This is a genomic window from Marinomonas sp. S3726, from assembly GCF_000967665.1.
GTDB lineage: Bacteria > Pseudomonadota > Gammaproteobacteria > Pseudomonadales > Marinomonadaceae > Marinomonas.
This window is the reverse complement of record NZ_JXYC01000040.1, coordinates 18,050-34,408: the sequence shown is the minus strand read 5'-3', so window position 1 is coordinate 34,408 and position 16,359 is coordinate 18,050. Positions and strand designations below refer to the sequence as shown.

Annotated in this window: 17 protein-coding genes; 8 read left to right on the top strand and 9 right to left on the bottom strand. The window is 37.9% G+C overall.

The annotated features are described in order from the left end of the window. Positions 1-28 precede the first annotated feature (28 nt). Positions 29-790, top strand: coding sequence for an SDR family NAD(P)-dependent oxidoreductase (locus tag TW85_RS23290; RefSeq protein WP_046019559.1), 762 nt, complete (start codon positions 29-31; stop codon positions 788-790). Between the two features lie 179 nt (positions 791-969). Here the strand turns inward: TW85_RS23290 and TW85_RS23285 are convergent, their stop codons facing one another. After that, positions 970-1,272 (bottom strand): antibiotic biosynthesis monooxygenase, encoded by a 303-nt coding sequence (locus TW85_RS23285; protein ID WP_046019558.1) that lies wholly within the window; start codon positions 1,270-1,272, stop codon positions 970-972. A gap of 507 nt (positions 1,273-1,779) precedes the next feature. Between TW85_RS23285 and TW85_RS23280 the strand changes: the two genes are divergently transcribed. Continuing rightward, on the top strand, positions 1,780-4,713 hold the full coding sequence (locus tag TW85_RS23280) for an ATP-binding protein (RefSeq protein ID WP_046019557.1): 2,934 nt from the start codon (positions 1,780-1,782) through the stop codon (positions 4,711-4,713). Continuing rightward, the gene (locus tag TW85_RS23275; protein ID WP_046019556.1) at positions 4,713-5,693 is read left to right on the top strand and encodes an HD domain-containing phosphohydrolase; all 981 of its coding nucleotides are present in this window, start codon (positions 4,713-4,715) and stop codon (positions 5,691-5,693) included. Before TW85_RS23280 ends, TW85_RS23275 begins: the two co-directional genes overlap by 1 nt. Before the next feature lie 199 nt (positions 5,694-5,892). Here TW85_RS23275 and TW85_RS23270 read toward each other — a convergent pair whose 3' ends face one another. Further along, positions 5,893-6,240 (bottom strand): DUF1428 domain-containing protein, encoded by a 348-nt coding sequence (locus TW85_RS23270; protein WP_046019555.1) that lies wholly within the window; start codon positions 6,238-6,240, stop codon positions 5,893-5,895. Between the two features lie 273 nt (positions 6,241-6,513). On the opposite strand from TW85_RS23270, the gene TW85_RS23265 reads away from it, so the two are divergent. Both TW85_RS23265 and TW85_RS23260 read left to right on the top strand, forming a co-directional pair. Continuing rightward, the gene (locus TW85_RS23265) at positions 6,514-7,011 is read left to right on the top strand and encodes an SRPBCC family protein (RefSeq protein WP_046019554.1); all 498 of its coding nucleotides are present in this window, start codon (positions 6,514-6,516) and stop codon (positions 7,009-7,011) included. A 78-nt stretch (positions 7,012-7,089) separates the two neighbouring features. Beyond that, positions 7,090-7,488: a hypothetical protein gene (locus tag TW85_RS23260; RefSeq protein WP_046019553.1), complete on the top strand. Its 399-nt coding sequence runs from the start codon at positions 7,090-7,092 to the stop codon at positions 7,486-7,488. 68 nt (positions 7,489-7,556) lie between these two features. Here TW85_RS23260 and TW85_RS23255 read toward each other — a convergent pair whose 3' ends face one another. The 3 genes from TW85_RS23255 to TW85_RS23245 are packed head-to-tail and all read right to left on the bottom strand — an operon-like array spanning position 7,557 to position 8,871. Further along, a complete protein-coding gene (locus TW85_RS23255; RefSeq protein WP_046019552.1) occupies positions 7,557-8,006 on the bottom strand; it encodes a MarR family transcriptional regulator in 450 nt (149 codons plus the stop codon). A 31-nt stretch (positions 8,007-8,037) separates the two neighbouring features. Further along, positions 8,038-8,403 carry a cupin domain-containing protein gene (locus TW85_RS23250; RefSeq protein ID WP_046019551.1) on the bottom strand — a complete coding sequence of 122 codons (366 nt, stop codon included), beginning with the start codon at positions 8,401-8,403 and terminating at the stop codon, positions 8,038-8,040. Positions 8,404-8,457: 54 nt separating this feature from the next. Beyond that, positions 8,458-8,871, bottom strand: a complete 414-nt coding sequence (locus TW85_RS23245; RefSeq protein WP_046019550.1) for a GNAT family N-acetyltransferase — start codon at positions 8,869-8,871, stop codon at positions 8,458-8,460. Positions 8,872-9,518: 647 nt separating this feature from the next. Here TW85_RS23245 and TW85_RS23240 point away from each other — a divergent pair. Then, entirely contained in the window at positions 9,519-11,081 is a 1,563-nt protein-coding gene (locus tag TW85_RS23240; RefSeq protein ID WP_046019549.1) for an EAL domain-containing protein, read from the top strand. 366 nt (positions 11,082-11,447) lie between these two features. On the opposite strand, the gene TW85_RS23235 is transcribed toward TW85_RS23240, so the two are convergent. Next, positions 11,448-12,368 carry a LysR family transcriptional regulator gene (locus TW85_RS23235; RefSeq protein ID WP_046019583.1) on the bottom strand — a complete coding sequence of 307 codons (921 nt, stop codon included), beginning with the start codon at positions 12,366-12,368 and terminating at the stop codon, positions 11,448-11,450. A gap of 130 nt (positions 12,369-12,498) precedes the next feature. Between TW85_RS23235 and TW85_RS23230 the strand changes: the two genes are divergently transcribed. Together TW85_RS23230 and TW85_RS23225 are read left to right on the top strand one after the other, a co-directional pair. Next, complete coding sequence (locus TW85_RS23230; RefSeq protein ID WP_046019548.1) at positions 12,499-13,443, top strand: NAD(P)H-dependent oxidoreductase; 945 nt, start codon at positions 12,499-12,501, stop codon at positions 13,441-13,443. A 29-nt stretch (positions 13,444-13,472) separates the two neighbouring features. Continuing rightward, positions 13,473-14,036, top strand: coding sequence for a nuclear transport factor 2 family protein (locus TW85_RS23225; protein ID WP_202904902.1), 564 nt, complete (start codon positions 13,473-13,475; stop codon positions 14,034-14,036). A 106-nt stretch (positions 14,037-14,142) separates the two neighbouring features. Here the strand turns inward: TW85_RS23225 and TW85_RS23220 are convergent, their stop codons facing one another. From TW85_RS23220 to nhaA, 3 genes are all read right to left on the bottom strand, one after another. After that, complete coding sequence (locus tag TW85_RS23220; RefSeq protein WP_046019547.1) at positions 14,143-14,433, bottom strand: DUF3817 domain-containing protein; 291 nt, start codon at positions 14,431-14,433, stop codon at positions 14,143-14,145. Between the two features lie 247 nt (positions 14,434-14,680). Further along, complete coding sequence (locus TW85_RS23215) at positions 14,681-14,935, bottom strand: DUF2589 domain-containing protein (protein ID WP_046019546.1); 255 nt, start codon at positions 14,933-14,935, stop codon at positions 14,681-14,683. 196 nt (positions 14,936-15,131) lie between these two features. After that, positions 15,132-16,313, bottom strand: coding sequence for a Na+/H+ antiporter NhaA (gene nhaA / locus TW85_RS23210; protein ID WP_046019545.1), 1,182 nt, complete (start codon positions 16,311-16,313; stop codon positions 15,132-15,134). Positions 16,314-16,359: the final 46 nt, after the last annotated feature.

Below are 16,359 nucleotides of genomic sequence, written 5' to 3'. Positions count from 1 at the left end.
TTCACACTAATCAAATGAGGAAAAGGTCATGCAAGCATCACAATTCAAAAACAAAACAATTTTAATTACAGGCGCTGGTTCAGGGATGGGCAAAGAAACAGCAATTAAATTAGCTTCTGAAGGAGCGCAACTAGTATTAGTTGGACGGCAACCAGCACCTCTTGAAACACTGTCTAATGAATTACAAAAACAAGGATTAAAGCCTCTAACTCTGACATGCGATATTAGTATCGAGGAGTCGGTAATTATGATGATAGAAAGGGTTAAAGCACATTTTGGTAAATTAGATGGGGTGTTTGCTAATGCTGGAATACTTGGCGACTTTAAAGCATTAGCAGAAACTGAAACAGATGACTTCATTAGCCTCTTTAATACCAATCTTCTTGGTACCTTTTTTACTGTTAAACATAGCCTTCCTCTGATGGCTCAGGGATCAATCGTCATCAATGCTTCTTGGACTGCGAATGCGGTTATGCCGGGCGCTGGTGCTTATGCGTCTACCAAAGGTGCTATTTTAGCCATGATGAAAACCTTAGCTGTTGAACAAGGTCCTAATAACATTAGAGTCAATGCGATTAACCCAGGAATCATACTCACGCCAATGGCCGAAGAAGTACTTGATCAAGCATTATCTGCACGGCTGGCGCAACAAGCTGCATTAAAACGTAATGGAACTCCAGAAGATGTGGCAGGTACCGTCGCTTGGCTTCTTTCTGATAACTCACCTTTTGTAACAGGGCAAGAAATAACCATAGATGGCGGATACTCAATAGGTGGGGTTCGACTATGAAGTTAGCAAGATTAAAGGTGTAAGCTAGCTTTTCTAATTAGATTGCTTGAACTTAGAAATAGTGCTTTGAGAAGAGAGTTACCCACTTTGATTGTATGGGGTTAAACCAGTATAAAAATCAAACAAGGGAGCTCTCAATTCTCAAATTACTAATTCGTTTATTTAACGTTATCAGTGGTTTATATCACTACGTCGAATAACTCTAATTGAGGTGGCCCTAAATAAATTTCGCGTCGACTACCAGCATTAGCATGGGCTTTTCTAAAAGCTTCGGATTTAGTCCAAGCTTCAAAGTCTGCTTTAGATTCCCAAGTTGCATGAGAAGCAAACAAGGTAAACTCTTCATTCGTCTCAGCTTGTAAGAGGTTAAAGCTCACAAAACCAGGCACGGTTTTTAACAGGCTGTCACGCCCTTTCCAGATAGCTAGAAAGTCTTCTTCAAAGCCAAGTTTGATCTTAAAACGATTCATTGCAATAAACATTTCGACCTCATTAATTGTAATTTAGTAGCAATACTTAGAGAAGGTTATTTAATGCATGCTGCCTGCATCTACATTAATTTGCAAAGTACTTTAGCTATTTCCAAAAGTGATTTACTCATAACCCGCCCCGCCAAAAGCAACCTCAAAAAGTTTGGTTTGATATAGGTATTAATAGGCTATGGTAACTTGCGGATATACTGATTCAAAACTAAGCTTCAGCCTAATAATCATCTAACAAATGAACGAGTTAATCATGTTTCATTGCACTTCCCTCTTTAGCCAATCTTGTTTAACTTATTTATCTCAGCCTTACTTCAATTGCAGAGCTACTTTAGGTTTAGTCTGGAGCCATATCATAAAAACAATCACTCAGACAAAAAGTATAAATAAAGCATTATCATGCTTGTGTAGCACTCTTAAAGCTTTAAGAGCTTCAACAAGAAAACAGCCTAAACTCATCCTTTTACCTTCATTTATTCCATTTAATTTTGCTAAAGCGAAAGCACTATGTCTTTTCGCCTAAAAACCATATTAGGATTAATTCTAATCCAAACGACAGTATTCACTATTTTGTATTTAGTTAGCATGTCTGTTTTACAGAACTCATCTGAAAAAGCCATTCAAAAACGTATTTATACTGTTTCTAACTTATTTTCAGCCATGGCAAAAGACAGTGTTCTTTCTTACGATTTAGCCAGTTTAAAAACATATGTGGATGAGATCATCAAACACCCTGATATGGTTTATGTCAGGGTGTTTGATGATCATACTAACTTACTAGCAGCAGCAAAAAGAGAGAATGAACAGATAAAACCATTCATTCAAGACCAAAATATCCAAGCTGTTAGCGACGGCATATTTGACACCTATACAGAGATAATCGAACAAGAAACTAGTTATGGTAGAGTTGAGTTTGGCTTAGATATAAATTTTGCCAGAAAAGATTCTGCTGAAGCACAAAATATATTGGTTTTAATTTCAATTCTCTCTATAGCTGTCACCGTCTTATTTTCTTTCGTTTTAGGTAAGTATCTTACACGCCAATTAACAGCACTTGCACAAGGCTCTAAAGCATTATCAAAAGGTGATTTAAGTTATCGAGTAAAGGTTTCTTCTGGTAAAGATGAATTAACCAAAACAGCACAATCATTTAATGAGATGGCCGATAAGTTAAATACTTTATATTTTGATGTTCAGCACGAAGCAAGTTTCAATAGAGCCATTTTTTCCACCTCCCCAAGTGGCATCATTATTGTTGATGAGAACGGTACAATTAAACAGCTTAACAAGGCGGCAGAAGCCCTTTTTGGCAATGCCGAAAAGCAAATAATCAATAACAACATAGATACGCTTATCTATAGTGCCAATAAAGAGAATAACTACTTTCTCAATTCTAATATTAAAGAAAATGGCAATCTAATGAATGAAGCAGAGGCGATACGTCAAGACAATAGTCGTTTCCCCATATACCTTGCAATAGGCAAAATGGATGTCACAGAAGAAGCGATGTACATTGTAATTGTCAGTGATTTAACAGAAAAGAAACGGCATGAAAAAGAGCTAGATAAGTATCGTAAAAACCTTGAAAAAACGGTTAAAGAAAGGACTGAGGAGTTAATTCAAGCACGTGATTCAGCCGAAGCAGGCGCACGCACAAAAGCCGCATTTCTTGCGAATATGAGCCATGAAATTCGCACTCCGATGAATTCAATTATTGGTTTTACAGAAATGCTATTGTTAAAGCATTCTCTACCTGAAAAAAGCCGTAAACATTTAAGAACAGTACTTAATTCAGCGCAGTCTTTACTCGTTATCATCAACGATATTCTTGATATATCTAAACTCGAAAGCGGAAAGTTTGTATTAGAGAAAACCTATTTTCATCTACCAAATGCACTTGCACTCACCTTGCAGACAGTTGATCAACAAGCGAAAGAAAAAAATCTCGATATCAAACTAGAAATAGATGCGAACCTACCACACAAATATCTTGGTGATCCTACCCGTTTAAGGCAAGTGGTTTTAAACCTAGTGAGTAATTCAATTAAATTCACACAAGAAGGCCATATCCGCCTTTATGTCAAAATGGATTCTAAGAATAAGTTACATTTCATTGTTCAAGATACTGGCATTGGGATGAGTGAAATACAGGTTAAAAGTGTATTTGATTCATTTGTACAAGCAGATGAATCAACGACTCGTTGCTTTGGTGGAACTGGACTCGGTACAACCATTAGTAAGCAAATCGTTAACATTATGGGTGGTGATATTTGGGTTGAAAGTACATTAGGTGAAGGCTCAGCGTTTCATTTCACTTGTATATTAGATGTTGCAGACGAAGAGTTGGAGCAAGAATGTCTATACGAAAGTGACAATATGGAGGTAAATGAATATAACTCCCCGCGTAAATTTAAAGTGCTGTTAACAGAAGATATAGATGCCAATGCAGAGTTAGTTACCATTCGCCTTGAGCACCAAGGGCACACCGTTGATTGGGCAAAAAATGGGCTTGAAGCGGTTGAAGCGACTCAAAAAACCAATTACGACATTATTCTGATGGATGTAATGATGCCTGTGATGGACGGTTTTGAAGCTAGCCGTGAAATCAGAAAGAATGAAATTGGAAGTGGTCAACATATTCAAATTCTTGCTTTAACAGCAAGTGTAATGAATGAGGACTACCAGAATTGCCTAGATTCTGGCATGGATGCGGTTGAAGCAAAACCTATCAATTTTAATCATCTATTTTCTGCGATGGAAAATATGGTTCCAAGTGAACTAGGCGAAATCAATGACACCAAAGACATAGAATTTTATCAGCAAAACAATATCGATTTTTCACCCTTAAGAGAAATCGCAAACTACACCAAAGCAATTGAAGTGTGGCGATCAAATGACGTATATGCAAAAGCATTAAAAAGCTTTGCCAATGAACGAAACAGTGATGCACTCCAAATAGAGCAGCTTTTACAGCAAAACAAAGATGATATACAGCCAGCGAAAGCCATAGCTCATGCTTTGAAGGGCTTAGCGGGAAACCTATACTTAAGTCAGGTAGCAAAAATCATCACTGAAATTGATGCTGATCTAAAATCAAATGACAGTGAAAACGCAATTTTAAAACTTGATTCGTTAATGCAAGCACTTGATGACGCTTGTGGAGCCATCAGCCAATTAAACCTATCCCACCTCAACCAAACCAATCAACCTAAGCCTCTTGATAAAGAAGCCATGGGACCTCTGCTATTAGAGTTAATTACGGCTTTAAATACTTTAGACCCTGATGTTATAGAACCTTTGTTAGATAACTTAACTCAATCAATTGGTCATAAAAAGTTACATGATATTCAAAGGGAAGTTGATGCATTTAACTTTGAAGGTGCAATACTTAAGACTCAAGAAGTTGCTATTAATCTAGGAATCACGTTGGAGTGCGACTAATGCTGAAAAAAATATTAATTGTTGATGACGAACCTAATAACCTTAATTTATTAAGACAAGTTCTTAAAGGTAAGTTTCAGCTCATTTTTGCCAACTGTGGTTTGAAAGCACTTTCAGCAGCGAAGGAGCATAAACCAGACTTGATCTTACTCGACATAATGATGCCAGACTTAAGTGGCTATGAAGTTTGTGAGAAATTAAAAAAAAATCCACTCACTAGAGATATTCCTGTTATTTTTGTCACAGCCATGAGCGATGCAGAAGACGAAGCTAAGGGCTTTGACGTTGGTGCCGTGGACTATATTCAAAAACCAATATCTGGTGCAATTGTGCTTCGTAGAGTTCAAACTCATTTATCTCTGGTCAAAGTAAATGAATTAGAAAAAGTCCAAAAAGCAGCGGTTTTTATGCTCGGTGAAGCAGGTCATTATAATGACAATGATACGGGGGATCATATTTGGCGCATGGCGGCGTACTCAAGATTACTCGCATCTGCTGCGGGTTGGACAGACGAGATGGCCGGATTAATGGAACTGGCAGCGCCTATGCATGACACAGGTAAAATAGGTATTCCAGATGAGATTTTAAAAGCACCTCGAGAACTCACACCTGAAGAGTGGGTAATAATGAAACAGCATACCCAAATAGGCGCAGATATCTTAAATAAAAGTGACTCTAAACTTATCAATTTAGCGTCTGAAATAGCCCTTTCTCACCATGAAAAATGGGATGGGAGCGGTTATCCAAATAATCTAGTGGGTGAAGCGATTCCTGAATCGGGTCGCATTGTTGCCATAACAGATGTATTCGATGCTTTAAGTATGAAACGACCCTATAAAGATGCCTGGCCGATTGACGATGTCATAGAAGAGATTGTTAAAAATGCAGGGTCTGCATTTGATCCAAGGTTAGTTGATATTTTCCAACAAATTCTCCCTCAAATTTTAGAGGTTAAGCAAACATGGGATAATAAGAATTAGGCTATCAATAGTCTTTTTTGCAAGTTACTTGATCGATTATAAATGTTCTAAACACTTCAAACTTCTCCTAATTTCTCCTTCCTTCTGACAAATATAAAACACATCTTATACAAGCTTAGCCTTAGCTAATAAAAGATAAAAAAGGGTTAGTAAGCTCAGCCTTATAAACCCTTTTCATAGCTCTTTAAATTAGGTACCTTTACTCGTCCACTATGGTTTGAAAACCACCATAGATGAGACGGCTCCCATCGAACGGCATCATAAACTCTTTCATTCGCTCATCTTGCATCATGCCCTCCCAGCCTTTGTCTCGAACCGCTTTAGAAGGCCAATTAACCCAAGAGAACACCACAGTTTCATTATCTTCACACTTAACAGCCATAGGAAAAGACGTCTTCTCCCCTTCTGGAACATCTTCACCCCAGCATTCAACAATACCCAAGGCACCATACTCCTTAAAAAGTAATGCGGCATCCTTAGCATGCTCAATGTACTTTTCCTTATTTTCTGTTGGCACAGCAGCGACAAAACCATCAATAAAATTCATTTTTATCTCCTCAACAAATTCTTATGAGTAAGAAACAATCCTTCGCAAGCCCAAAGAGCCAAAGTTTGACCCTCTTTTGTCATCCCTCTTTAACACTAGCCCTTATCCAGCAAATTTTCTTATCGGATCCCTTTATGAGCAGTTTTCTTATCACCATTCTTTCTGATGCCAGATAGCAAAAACCAAAGTAGTTGACATATATCTACAAAAATAAATAGAATTCAAATAATTGACAAATGTCTACTAAATTAATAATTCTTATCTGGATCAAAAATGAAGATAAAAAAAACTATTAGGATAGAACGCAGTCCACAGGATGTTTGGCACCTAATTGCAGAAGAGTTCGATCAAGCTTATGTTTGGATGAACTTTGTGACCAAGTCTTACCCTCTTAATGAGATAGAGCAAAACCCTAAGTTTCCTGTTGTAGGCCGTGTTTGTGAGTTTAGCGAAGACCCAAACAGCCTAAAGGCCAAAGAGAAAATTCTGACATATTCAGAACAAGACATGCGCTTTTCATTCAATGTTTTTCCCATCAATGCTCCGAGCTTTTTTCCTATTAAGGAAAACCTAGTCACTATGTCAGTTGTTGCCTTATCTGATCAGGAAAGTCAGGTCAGCTGGGAGTCAGAAATACACCTATCCCCTTTAGGGGTCGCGCTTTATCCCATCTTAAAAAGAGGCTTATCAAAGAATTTTTCTGGGGTAATGAAAGATCTGAAAAAGCATTTAGAGCTCACTAACCATGCTGTTTTATCAAACTCGGCTTAATAGCTTAAGGTCTTTTTACCTTCGCTAAACATTGAACTTTAAGCAAACTCATTAATCACTTATGAAAGGAAATTAACCATGGTTCGTCTTGCTAACATAATAGCGTCTTTATTTGTCATCATTTTTTCTGCGGCAGGTATTACTGCCACCTTCTTTCCACAGATTTTAGGTAATACAAGTGGCTTTAATCCCATATCAGATTATGGACTCACTAATATTCGCACTCTAGGTGCACCTCTATTAATGATGGCAGTCATCAGTGCTTATGCCATTTTCGCTAAAAACTGGATATTACTGGCTCCTGCCTGCATTTACTTTTTATTTAATGGTATGACACGTCTCATTTCACTCTTCAATGAAGAATATGATCCTGTCATGTTAAGAGGCATTATTCTGACATTTAGTCTTTTCTTATTAGCAAGTTGGGTCATTAAAACACTAAAAGCATCTCAAGAAGGTGATCCAAAATTAAGCTAAAGCGTTAAAGTTTTCGATACAGAAATAGGGTTACAAGGACGTTTTTAATAAGTGGGAATATGGTGAAGCTAAGGCTCCACCTCATTATTTGTATTACGTAAGTTAGCCAAAAGCAGATTAGATACTTTAAAGAAGGTTTCTAAATCTTCTTCATCAATACCTTGAGTTAGCTGCTCTGAGAATGTCATTTCGACCTTTTCGACATACTCAAAAAAGTCATGCCCTAACTGGGTAAGTAGCAGCAACTTGCTGCGCTTATCATTAGGGTTTGGTTCACGCTTAACTAAACCAAGTTCGTCTAGTTCATCAACTAAGCGCTTTATCTGGCTTTTGTCGCGCTTTAAAGTATTGGATACATCTAACAAGGTGGACTGTCCCATCACTTTTATCATACGCATAGTTCGAATTTGCATCTTGCTAGGTTTTGCTGGTAAACCACCTAACTTAGGTTCCATTCTCATCTGTAAGTCATAGCTTAAAGGGAAGATAGCCTGATGTATTGTTTGCTTAGACTTCATATTATTTGGTCTTACTATATCCTGTTATGGTTTAAATCCAGTCTTGGGCATCTTTAGAAACCGTCATCTCTGTTTCTAATTCTCCCGTATGAGCCGTACTTGCAGGTTCTATCATCATAAAATGTGTGTCCGGTGTCGCTATAGGACAGTGCTCAACACCTTTTGGAACTACGTACATTTCCCCTGCGCCCAGCTCAATATTTTCAGTTCTAAGCTGTAAGGTTAATTGCCCTTTAAAAACGATAAACAATTCGTCTTCATTATCATGTTTATGCCAAACTAGCTCACCACTGCCTTTAGCAATTTTAACTAATTGGCCATTTGATTCTGCAAGTACCTTGGGGGTCCACTCATCCGTAAATAGTGAGAACTTTTCACTAATATTAATCTTACTCATGACATCTCCTAGCTAAAACCAAACAAAGGGAAGTTTGAGCATCCCCAGCTAACATTAGAGCTGTTTCACCATAAAATACTGACAACCCGTTTTTGGATAGTTTTCTTGTACCCATTCTACCTGATAACCCTTTCTCTCATAAAAAGGTTTAGCCTGAAAATGCAGTGTTTCTAAAAAGCACTTTTTACAACCTCTTGCTTTGCCCGCCTCTTCAACTTTGGCTAGAATTTTACTACCGACATCTTGGCCTCTTAATGTTTCAGAGACCCATAAGGTATCCAATAATAGCCAATCACCAAAAGTACGAGCTGCGGCACCAGCGACGACCTCACCAGAGTCATCTTTAATTTGAACGGCAAGAGGAAGTCTTTCACTCACCTCCCAGTTTTGCCAATTCATCTCTTTGATTTTCTTATCCAAGAAATCAATCAAGTCACTATCTGGCTTTTGTAATACTTCAATATTCATCTAGGGTTCCTAAGGAATCTGCGATTAAATCACCTCGTCTCAGTCTTTTCAGAAAAAGTATCACACAAGGCGTTACTTTGAAGTAATGTAAGTACCTTTCGAGAAGTGACAACATAGGGTGTTACTTTTTCTAGAAGACCCGAAGGGCGTGGTCTAAAAGCCCTATCTTTATGTTGAAGCGCTTTTTAATAGAATAACTATTAAGTTTCGCTCATCGCCATAAACCTAGGGGCTTTTATCCACACGCTGAGGCGGGAGGACTTATTCGCAGGTTCCTAATATTCAGCTTTCTAAAACAACACCAATATTCTCTAGTTTAAATCAAACAGAGAACGCTATCCATTAACATAAACAAGGTAAAGGCTAGGTAAAAATTAAGGTATTAATATCAAAAGTTATTCATTTAGTTAGACCAAATCACGCCACTTTTTAGTAAAAGATGACAAAAATAAATGCAGCAAAAAAAACGTATACTCACACAAACAATTATTTTATGATCCTTTCAACCTTATAAATGAACCCTTAAACATCGAGCACTCAAAACAGTTAAATTATTTACGTTATTTTACTTTTTAACACTTTACTTAATACAAATAAAAACAAAATCCGCTCAGTATAAAAGTCGTGATGTAATTTAAGGCACAGTAATGAAAAAGCACTTCATTTTAAAATTCAAAATTGATAGTGGCATCAAGGTTTCATTTTTCTTTATATCTTGTTTAGTCTTATCAATGGCAATCTTGTTGCCTTTTTCCTCTCTCCATTATAAAAACCTCACTCAGGGTTCCGCTCACTACTTAGAGACAGAATTAAGCAATATCAAAACCTCTTTTACCCCTTTCTTAGATACCAAATTCACTCAAAGTAGTTGTGCTTCTTTCATACGTGAGTTCCGGCAGAAAGTATTTAATGAAAAGATAGTCAAAGAGTCTGGTATTTTTAATCAGCAAGACCATTTCTTTTGCTCGACAACACAAGGAGATGTTTCTTTTAACCTATTTAAAAGTATCAGAAAAAGGCTCAATGAGAACCCAGTAAACACCACACTCTCCTACACAAAAACGGCGATAACGGGTGAAAAATCAGTTTTACTAATATTCTCAAAACCCGAAGTTGGCGGCATAAGTAGCTTGATACCACCGCAATACCTAGTTGATATGGTAAAAACAGAGCTAAGTCCTTACGATATAAGCTTCAAGTTAGAAGTGATTAATAGGGAATTAACACAAAATATAGATGATAGATCTTTCGCAAAATACTATTACCAATCAAGCAGATACCCTTTTTCTATTACGGCATATCTAGGCTTATCTTATTATTTAAACTTCCTGCTTAACTACCTTTGGTTTGGTTTCTTGGTTGCAGGAGTAAGTACCAGTTTGCTCGTATTCTACAAACACAAAAAGCTCTCCCAAGGCAGCTTAGGCTTCTCCCTATCAAACGCCCTTGATAAGCAGCAGCTCTACATAAATTACCAACCTATTGTCGAGCAGAGCCACAGCCATTTTGGTTATAAGGTAGTTGGCTGTGAATCCCTATTACGATGGAAAGACCCTCAACTTGGCAATGTTCCGCCAGATGTTTTTATTCCATTGGCGGAGAGATCTGGGTTAATACAAGATTTAACCTACTTTGTTTTACAAGAAGCTCTAGGGCTGCTCAAGACACATAAAAGTACATTTCAAAGCCAATATATCAGTGTCAATATCAGCCGAAAAGTTATTTGTAGAGATGACTTTATTGAGCGAGTTAATGCTATTTTCAAAAATGATAGGCATTTCTTTAATCAAATCATGTTTGAAATAACTGAGAACACAGAATGTAGTGAAGCCGAACTTGAGGTTATCAAAGAAAACCTTAAAACCTTCTCAGACCTAGGTGTAAAAGTAGCAATTGATGACTTTGGAACAGGTTATTCTGGTTTAGATTTTATCCGTAAATTCCCTTTCCATGTTTTAAAAATTGACAAGGTATTTGTTAAAAATATATCAGACGAATCCAGCTATGCCATCCCATTAATTGAGTCAATTATTCAGATTTCAAATAGCCTAAAAACAAAAATTATTGTTGAAGGTGTGGAAAATACAGCACAACTTTCTACCTTAAATAATTTAGGAATTAACTGTATTCAAGGCTTTCACTTTTACAAACCTGTTCCGAAAAAAGATTTAATTAATATCTTGCGAAGGCAGAAGCTCATTAAGAAATAATCAACATTATCACCAATATAATTTGATCGTTTTTTATACTGACTTGTTTTATTTCTCAAACAGTAAATATTGAGTATTAAGGAACCTGCGAATATGTCCTCCCGCCTCAGCGTGTGGATAAAAGCCGCTAGATTTATGGCGAGGAGCGCAACTTAATAGTGATTCTATTGATAAGCTCTTCAACGTAAACATAGGGCTTTTAGACCACGCCCTTAGGGTCTTTGAAGAATACCTAAGCGGCATTTCAGAAAAAAGTATCACCCTGTGTTGTCACTTATCGAAAGGTACCGACATTACGTCAAAGTAACGCCTTGTGTGATACTTTTTCTGAAAAGACTGAGAAGAGGTGACTTAATCGCAGGTTCCTTAAGCTTCAACAGCAACTAAATTGGCATTGTCTAGTAGAAAGTCAATCAGTACTCTTACCCTTCTCGCTTTTTGGCTATTCTGACTGAAATACAAGTACAAACCAGGATACGCATGCCAGTAGGGTTTAAGAATCGGTATTAAGTCCCCCTTTTCAAAATATCGTTTCATAAAAGGGTCTAGAAAGCGTCCTATGCCAACGCCTGCAAGTGCTGCATCAATAATCAAATCCGTATCATTAACTACCATGGCTGTGGGCATATCTAGCGTGACTGTACTTCCATCTTGCTCTAAGTAGGTAGGCGCTAAGCGGTTCGAGGTGGTAAACCTATATTGAATCAGTTTATGGCCTTCTAGCTCTTTGAGGGACTCTGGCATACCAAATTTTTCTAAATACTCTGAGGAGGCAAAAACAGCCTCTAGCAAGGGTGGTGTTAACTTTCGCGCAACCAAACCTTCCTCGACTCTATCCCCAAAGCGAATACCTACATCTATCCCTTCTTTAATTATATTTACAGACGCATCTGAGATAGAAATTTCTAACTCTATATTTGGATATCGACGGCAGAATTCAGGGAAGATAGGACGAATAACATTCTGATAAACAAAGCGAGGCAGAGTTATGCTCACTTTTCCTGAAGGTGCATGGCTCAGATCATGCACTCCTTCTAAAGCATAATCGAGTTGAGAAATCGCATCAGTCGTATTATCCAGTAGATACTTGCCAGCATCCGTCAGGCTCATTTGCCGTGTTGTTCGACTAAATAAAGGAAGGCCCAACTTAGTTTCTAACAACTTAAGAGATTGGCTAATAGAAGGGGGTGCCATTTCTAACTTACGGGCAGCAGCTCTAATACTCCCTTCTTTTGCAATTGCATGAAAAATCACAATTTGGTTATAACTGGCTCCAGACCCTTTCATATCACAAACAACCTTCATCTTCTGTTAGGAAAAACCTAACAGTTTAATAAGAATTTATCATCTAGAAATTAACAATAAGAAATCTAAAATAATCATATTCACTAATTGAAAACGTCGCCTTGGAGTAAATATGAGCAAAGTTTTAGTCATTTCTGGCCATCCTAATTTGGAAGACTCTTGGACAAATAAAGTCATCCTGAAGCAGTTATCACAAAAAGTTGAGTCGATAGAAATACGCCGTCTTGATCAACTTTATTCAGACTACAAAATAGATATTGAAGCAGAACAAAATGCCCTTTTGGAAGCCGATATTCTGATTTTACAATTTCCTTTTTATTGGTATTCCCTACCTGGTTTGCTAAAAAAATGGGTTGATGATGTCTTTGCGTTCAACTTCGCTTATGGCCCAGAAGGAAATAAATTAAAAGATAAGCCGTTTATATTGTCTTTTACTGTGGGTGGTCCAAAGGACTCTTACGATCCTTTAGGTTATAACCACTTCACCATAGAAGAGTTAATTCGCCCACTCCAACAAGTTTGCTACCTGAGTGGCATGGTATATCAAGACCCTATTTACACCCATCAAATGGTGTATATCCCTAACATTTACAACACTCAAGAAGATGTCGAACGAAGAGCCAAACATCACGCCGATCGTCTAATAGATAAAATTGGAGTGCTCACTGGAGAGTTAAGCTCCAAATTCAAAGCATTTGTACATGAATGGTTTAAAAACTTTGATGAACTACCTGAAGACAATCACTATTTTTTAAAACACCTATCTGAAAAATTCGAACTGGATGCCGCAGGCGATATTTTCAAAGGCAAAGCAGGCTTTAATGACTGGTACAAGAGCTTACTAGGAATGTTTAAACCAGGGGTGGATCACTTAATCGAAGAAGTCACACTAGCGCAAATTGAAGACAATCTATTTGAGTCCAAAATTAGTGTGCGCTTAATAGGAGAGCTTACCAATGGCGAATCAATCAATGCACTGTTTCATGAGAATTGGCAGGTATCTGTCAATAGTAATGATGGTTTCATGATTCATCGTTATCAGGTTCTACCTTCATAACCTACTACCTAAACTTAGAGAGACTCCTTATGAAAGCACTCATAATATCCGTATTCTTAGGCTTTATTTCAAGCACACTGTTTGCCGACACAATGATTAAGAACCCAAAAGCAGCGTTAGATGCAATCGAAATAAACCAACCCTCTTTATGGCCAAAGCCAGAAAACCCTGTTGCAGCAGGCTCAGAAAAAAGTGCCGCATTACACGTTGTCCAAGGCTTTTTTGGTGCCTACAGCAAAGGTGATATGGAAGCCATCAAACAATTTGTAGATAAGGACGTTGAATGGCACATACCAGGACAACATATTCTTGCAGGTACAAAACGTGGTTTAGATGAGTTCGTTTCTTTTTTCGGGCAGCTAGGTAAAGCGGGGTTTGCAGCCGAAGTCATGATTCTAGCGGCAAACGATACCTATGTCATCGATGCCCATCGCGGCTGGAGCACGAAAGCACAAGACAATATAGATTTAAACTGGATACTACTTTATCAAATAGAAGATGGAAAAATTAAGCGAGTACAAAACTTTTCCGGTGATCTTTACCTATCTGATCAGTTCTTTAATCAAATATTAGAAGTAAAGAGCCAAAAATAACTGCCAGCAAACATCTGGCTAATTACAAATAGCTAAAAAGCTTAGGCCCCTATTTTGTCTATCAAACGCACTAATAGGGGCAATCTTTAAAAAGAGAAAGTTTAACTTAGCTGGCTAAAGGCTTACCTTTTAGTGAAGACTTACGCAAGAATAATTCGGCTCCAATAAATGCGAAAGGAACAATAGAAGCGATAAATAACCCACCTCTTGCCTGTTTCGACCACCCTTCTTTCTCAGAAACTAGGGCCAGCAATACTAGGTAGATCATAAATAAAATACCATGGGTCATACCTATCATAGAGACATAGTCTCGGCTTAACAGCCCCATACTAATTGAAAGAATCATGACATACGAAACACCCTCAGCAAAACTGAGTGCTCGAAACAAACTGAGCATAACCAAAACCTTCTTTTAAACTTTTCTCTATGAATAACGCCCTATTAAAGGGCAACTGATGTTATCAAACTTAAGATGAAGGTGAAATGAATCAGTGTTCAGGAATATGTTTTAACGCACTTTTATCAATAAAAGCAGCGATAACTAAACCACATATAGGTCAAAACCCTATTTAAAAAACTCATAAGAAGTACCCATATCAGTAAAATAGAGCGTTTATCAGGCAGGTTTAAACGCTCTTTAGAGGCTATAAATGAGTGTGCATTAGGGTGAGAAGAGGAATGTTTACCTCTCTTTCTGCCGCCTCACCCTGGGCTCTTTTTTCAACATCGTCAGGGTGTAAGGAAGGCACTTTAAAAGACACCATTTTGGGGCGCCCTTCTTCATCAAACCATTCATTAATATTGTCTAGCGTTTGCTGTTCGATTTGATCTTGAGCATCCGCAATTGAATTCATAATGGCTTCTACAAGATTTTGCAGTGTCAAATTAGACCCAGACATTATGTCCCCTTTCTGTATCAAGTTATTTGTTTTAGTTAAGTAAGTGTTTAAACCATAACGAGGAAATCAATCAGAAACGCGGCTTAATCTGTGTATAAAATTTATTCTAGAAATAGCCTGTAGAAAGCGGCGAGCACAAAAAAAGCAGCGCATAGGCGCTGCTTTTCAAACCATACTTAATCTGGCTTAAAGCCTTTCAGGTTGGTTTCTTAAGGCTATATTTCAGGATTAGATACCCCACTATTCCTGAGGTTAACGACCCCATAATAATACCCAGCCTTTCATCAAAAATAAGGTTAATGCCTGTGGCCTCAAAGGCTAAGGAGCCGACAAACAAGCTCATGGTAAAGCCAATGCCGCACAAGGTTGCTGTACCGTATAAAGCGCTCCAACTCATGCCATTAGGTAAGCTTGCAAACTTCATTTTGATGGTTAAGTAACAGATCACAAATATCCCAATTTGCTTGCCAAAGAAAAGGCCTAAAGCAATACCTAAAGGCACATTGTGGAATACTTGATCTGAGTTAACACCGGTTAGATTGAGACCCGCATTTGAGAAAGCAAAGATGGGTAAAATGACAAAAGCAACAACAGCATGGAAGTCATGCTCCATTACTCTAAGGGGGGAAACATGGCTGCCCTTAACATTTAATGGAATGAACATAGCAAGAATTACCCCAGTTAAAGTGGCATGAACGCCAGACTTCAACATGGCTACCCACATAATAATACCGATAAAAATATAAGGACTATTAGTAATTACATTGTAGCGATTGAGCAAGTACAAAACAGGAATGCACAAGGCCACTATGATTAATGCGGTTGAAGAAATTTTTGCTGTATAAAAAAATGCGATGATCAGAATAGCCCCAAGATCATCGAATATTGCCAAAGAGGTTAAAAAGATTTTAATGGAAATGGGGACGCGAGAGCCTAGTAAAGCTAATACACCTAAAGCAAAGGCAATATCTGTTGCCGCAGGAATCGCCCAACCTTTTTCAGCAAGGGGATCACCATAGTTGAAATACAAGTAAATCAGAGCAGGTGCCGCCATCCCCCCAATCGCACCAACCGCTGGCAAGATAACATTCTCTTTATTGGATAACTCACCTTCTAACAGTTCACGCTTCAGCTCTAATCCCACTAAAAAGAAGAAGACGGCCATTAAGCCATCATTAATCCAGAGCAAAAGAGGTTTAGCAATTTCGAGTGCGCCAATACGTACTTCTACTGGGGTTGATAGGAGCAGCTGGTAAAAGGGCTCTAAACGAGTATTAGCAAATACAATAGCAAGAACTGCCGCTAACATTAACAAGATGCCAGCTGAAGATTCCATCTTAAAAAACGTATGAATAAGCGATAAAAGGACCTTGTTCATGACTCTCCATCCTAAAATAGAAAAGCTAGACGGTTGTTTTTCTCCC

What these genes read in the sequence shown, in the direction of transcription:
- TW85_RS23220 (WP_046019547.1), bottom strand. Translation starts at nt 14,433, where the DNA reads ATGCTCAGTTTGTTTCGAGCACTCAGTTTTGCTGAGGGTGTTTCGTAT.
- TW85_RS23270 (WP_046019555.1), bottom strand. Translation starts at nt 6,240, where the DNA reads ATGAATTTTATTGATGGTTTTGTCGCTGCTGTGCCAACAGAAAATAAG.
- TW85_RS23215 (WP_046019546.1), bottom strand. Translation starts at nt 14,935, where the DNA reads ATGTCTGGGTCTAATTTGACACTGCAAAATCTTGTAGAAGCCATTATG.
- TW85_RS23290 (WP_046019559.1), top strand. Translation starts at nt 29, where the DNA reads ATGCAAGCATCACAATTCAAAAACAAAACAATTTTAATTACAGGCGCT.
- TW85_RS23235 (WP_046019583.1), bottom strand. Translation starts at nt 12,368, where the DNA reads ATGAAAGGGTCTGGAGCCAGTTATAACCAAATTGTGATTTTTCATGCA.
- TW85_RS23230 (WP_046019548.1), top strand. Translation starts at nt 12,499, where the DNA reads ATGAGCAAAGTTTTAGTCATTTCTGGCCATCCTAATTTGGAAGACTCT.
- TW85_RS23255 (WP_046019552.1), bottom strand. Translation starts at nt 8,006, where the DNA reads ATGAAGTCTAAGCAAACAATACATCAGGCTATCTTCCCTTTAAGCTAT.
- TW85_RS23240 (WP_046019549.1), top strand. Translation starts at nt 9,519, where the DNA reads ATGAAAAAGCACTTCATTTTAAAATTCAAAATTGATAGTGGCATCAAG.
- TW85_RS23260 (WP_046019553.1), top strand. Translation starts at nt 7,090, where the DNA reads ATGGTTCGTCTTGCTAACATAATAGCGTCTTTATTTGTCATCATTTTT.
- nhaA (WP_046019545.1), bottom strand. Translation starts at nt 16,313, where the DNA reads ATGAACAAGGTCCTTTTATCGCTTATTCATACGTTTTTTAAGATGGAA.
- TW85_RS23280 (WP_046019557.1), top strand. Translation starts at nt 1,780, where the DNA reads ATGTCTTTTCGCCTAAAAACCATATTAGGATTAATTCTAATCCAAACG.
- TW85_RS23265 (WP_046019554.1), top strand. Translation starts at nt 6,514, where the DNA reads ATGAAGATAAAAAAAACTATTAGGATAGAACGCAGTCCACAGGATGTT.
- TW85_RS23250 (WP_046019551.1), bottom strand. Translation starts at nt 8,403, where the DNA reads ATGAGTAAGATTAATATTAGTGAAAAGTTCTCACTATTTACGGATGAG.
- TW85_RS23285 (WP_046019558.1), bottom strand. Translation starts at nt 1,272, where the DNA reads ATGTTTATTGCAATGAATCGTTTTAAGATCAAACTTGGCTTTGAAGAA.
- TW85_RS23245 (WP_046019550.1), bottom strand. Translation starts at nt 8,871, where the DNA reads ATGAATATTGAAGTATTACAAAAGCCAGATAGTGACTTGATTGATTTC.
- TW85_RS23275 (WP_046019556.1), top strand. Translation starts at nt 4,713, where the DNA reads ATGCTGAAAAAAATATTAATTGTTGATGACGAACCTAATAACCTTAAT.
- TW85_RS23225 (WP_202904902.1), top strand. Translation starts at nt 13,473, where the DNA reads ATGAAAGCACTCATAATATCCGTATTCTTAGGCTTTATTTCAAGCACA.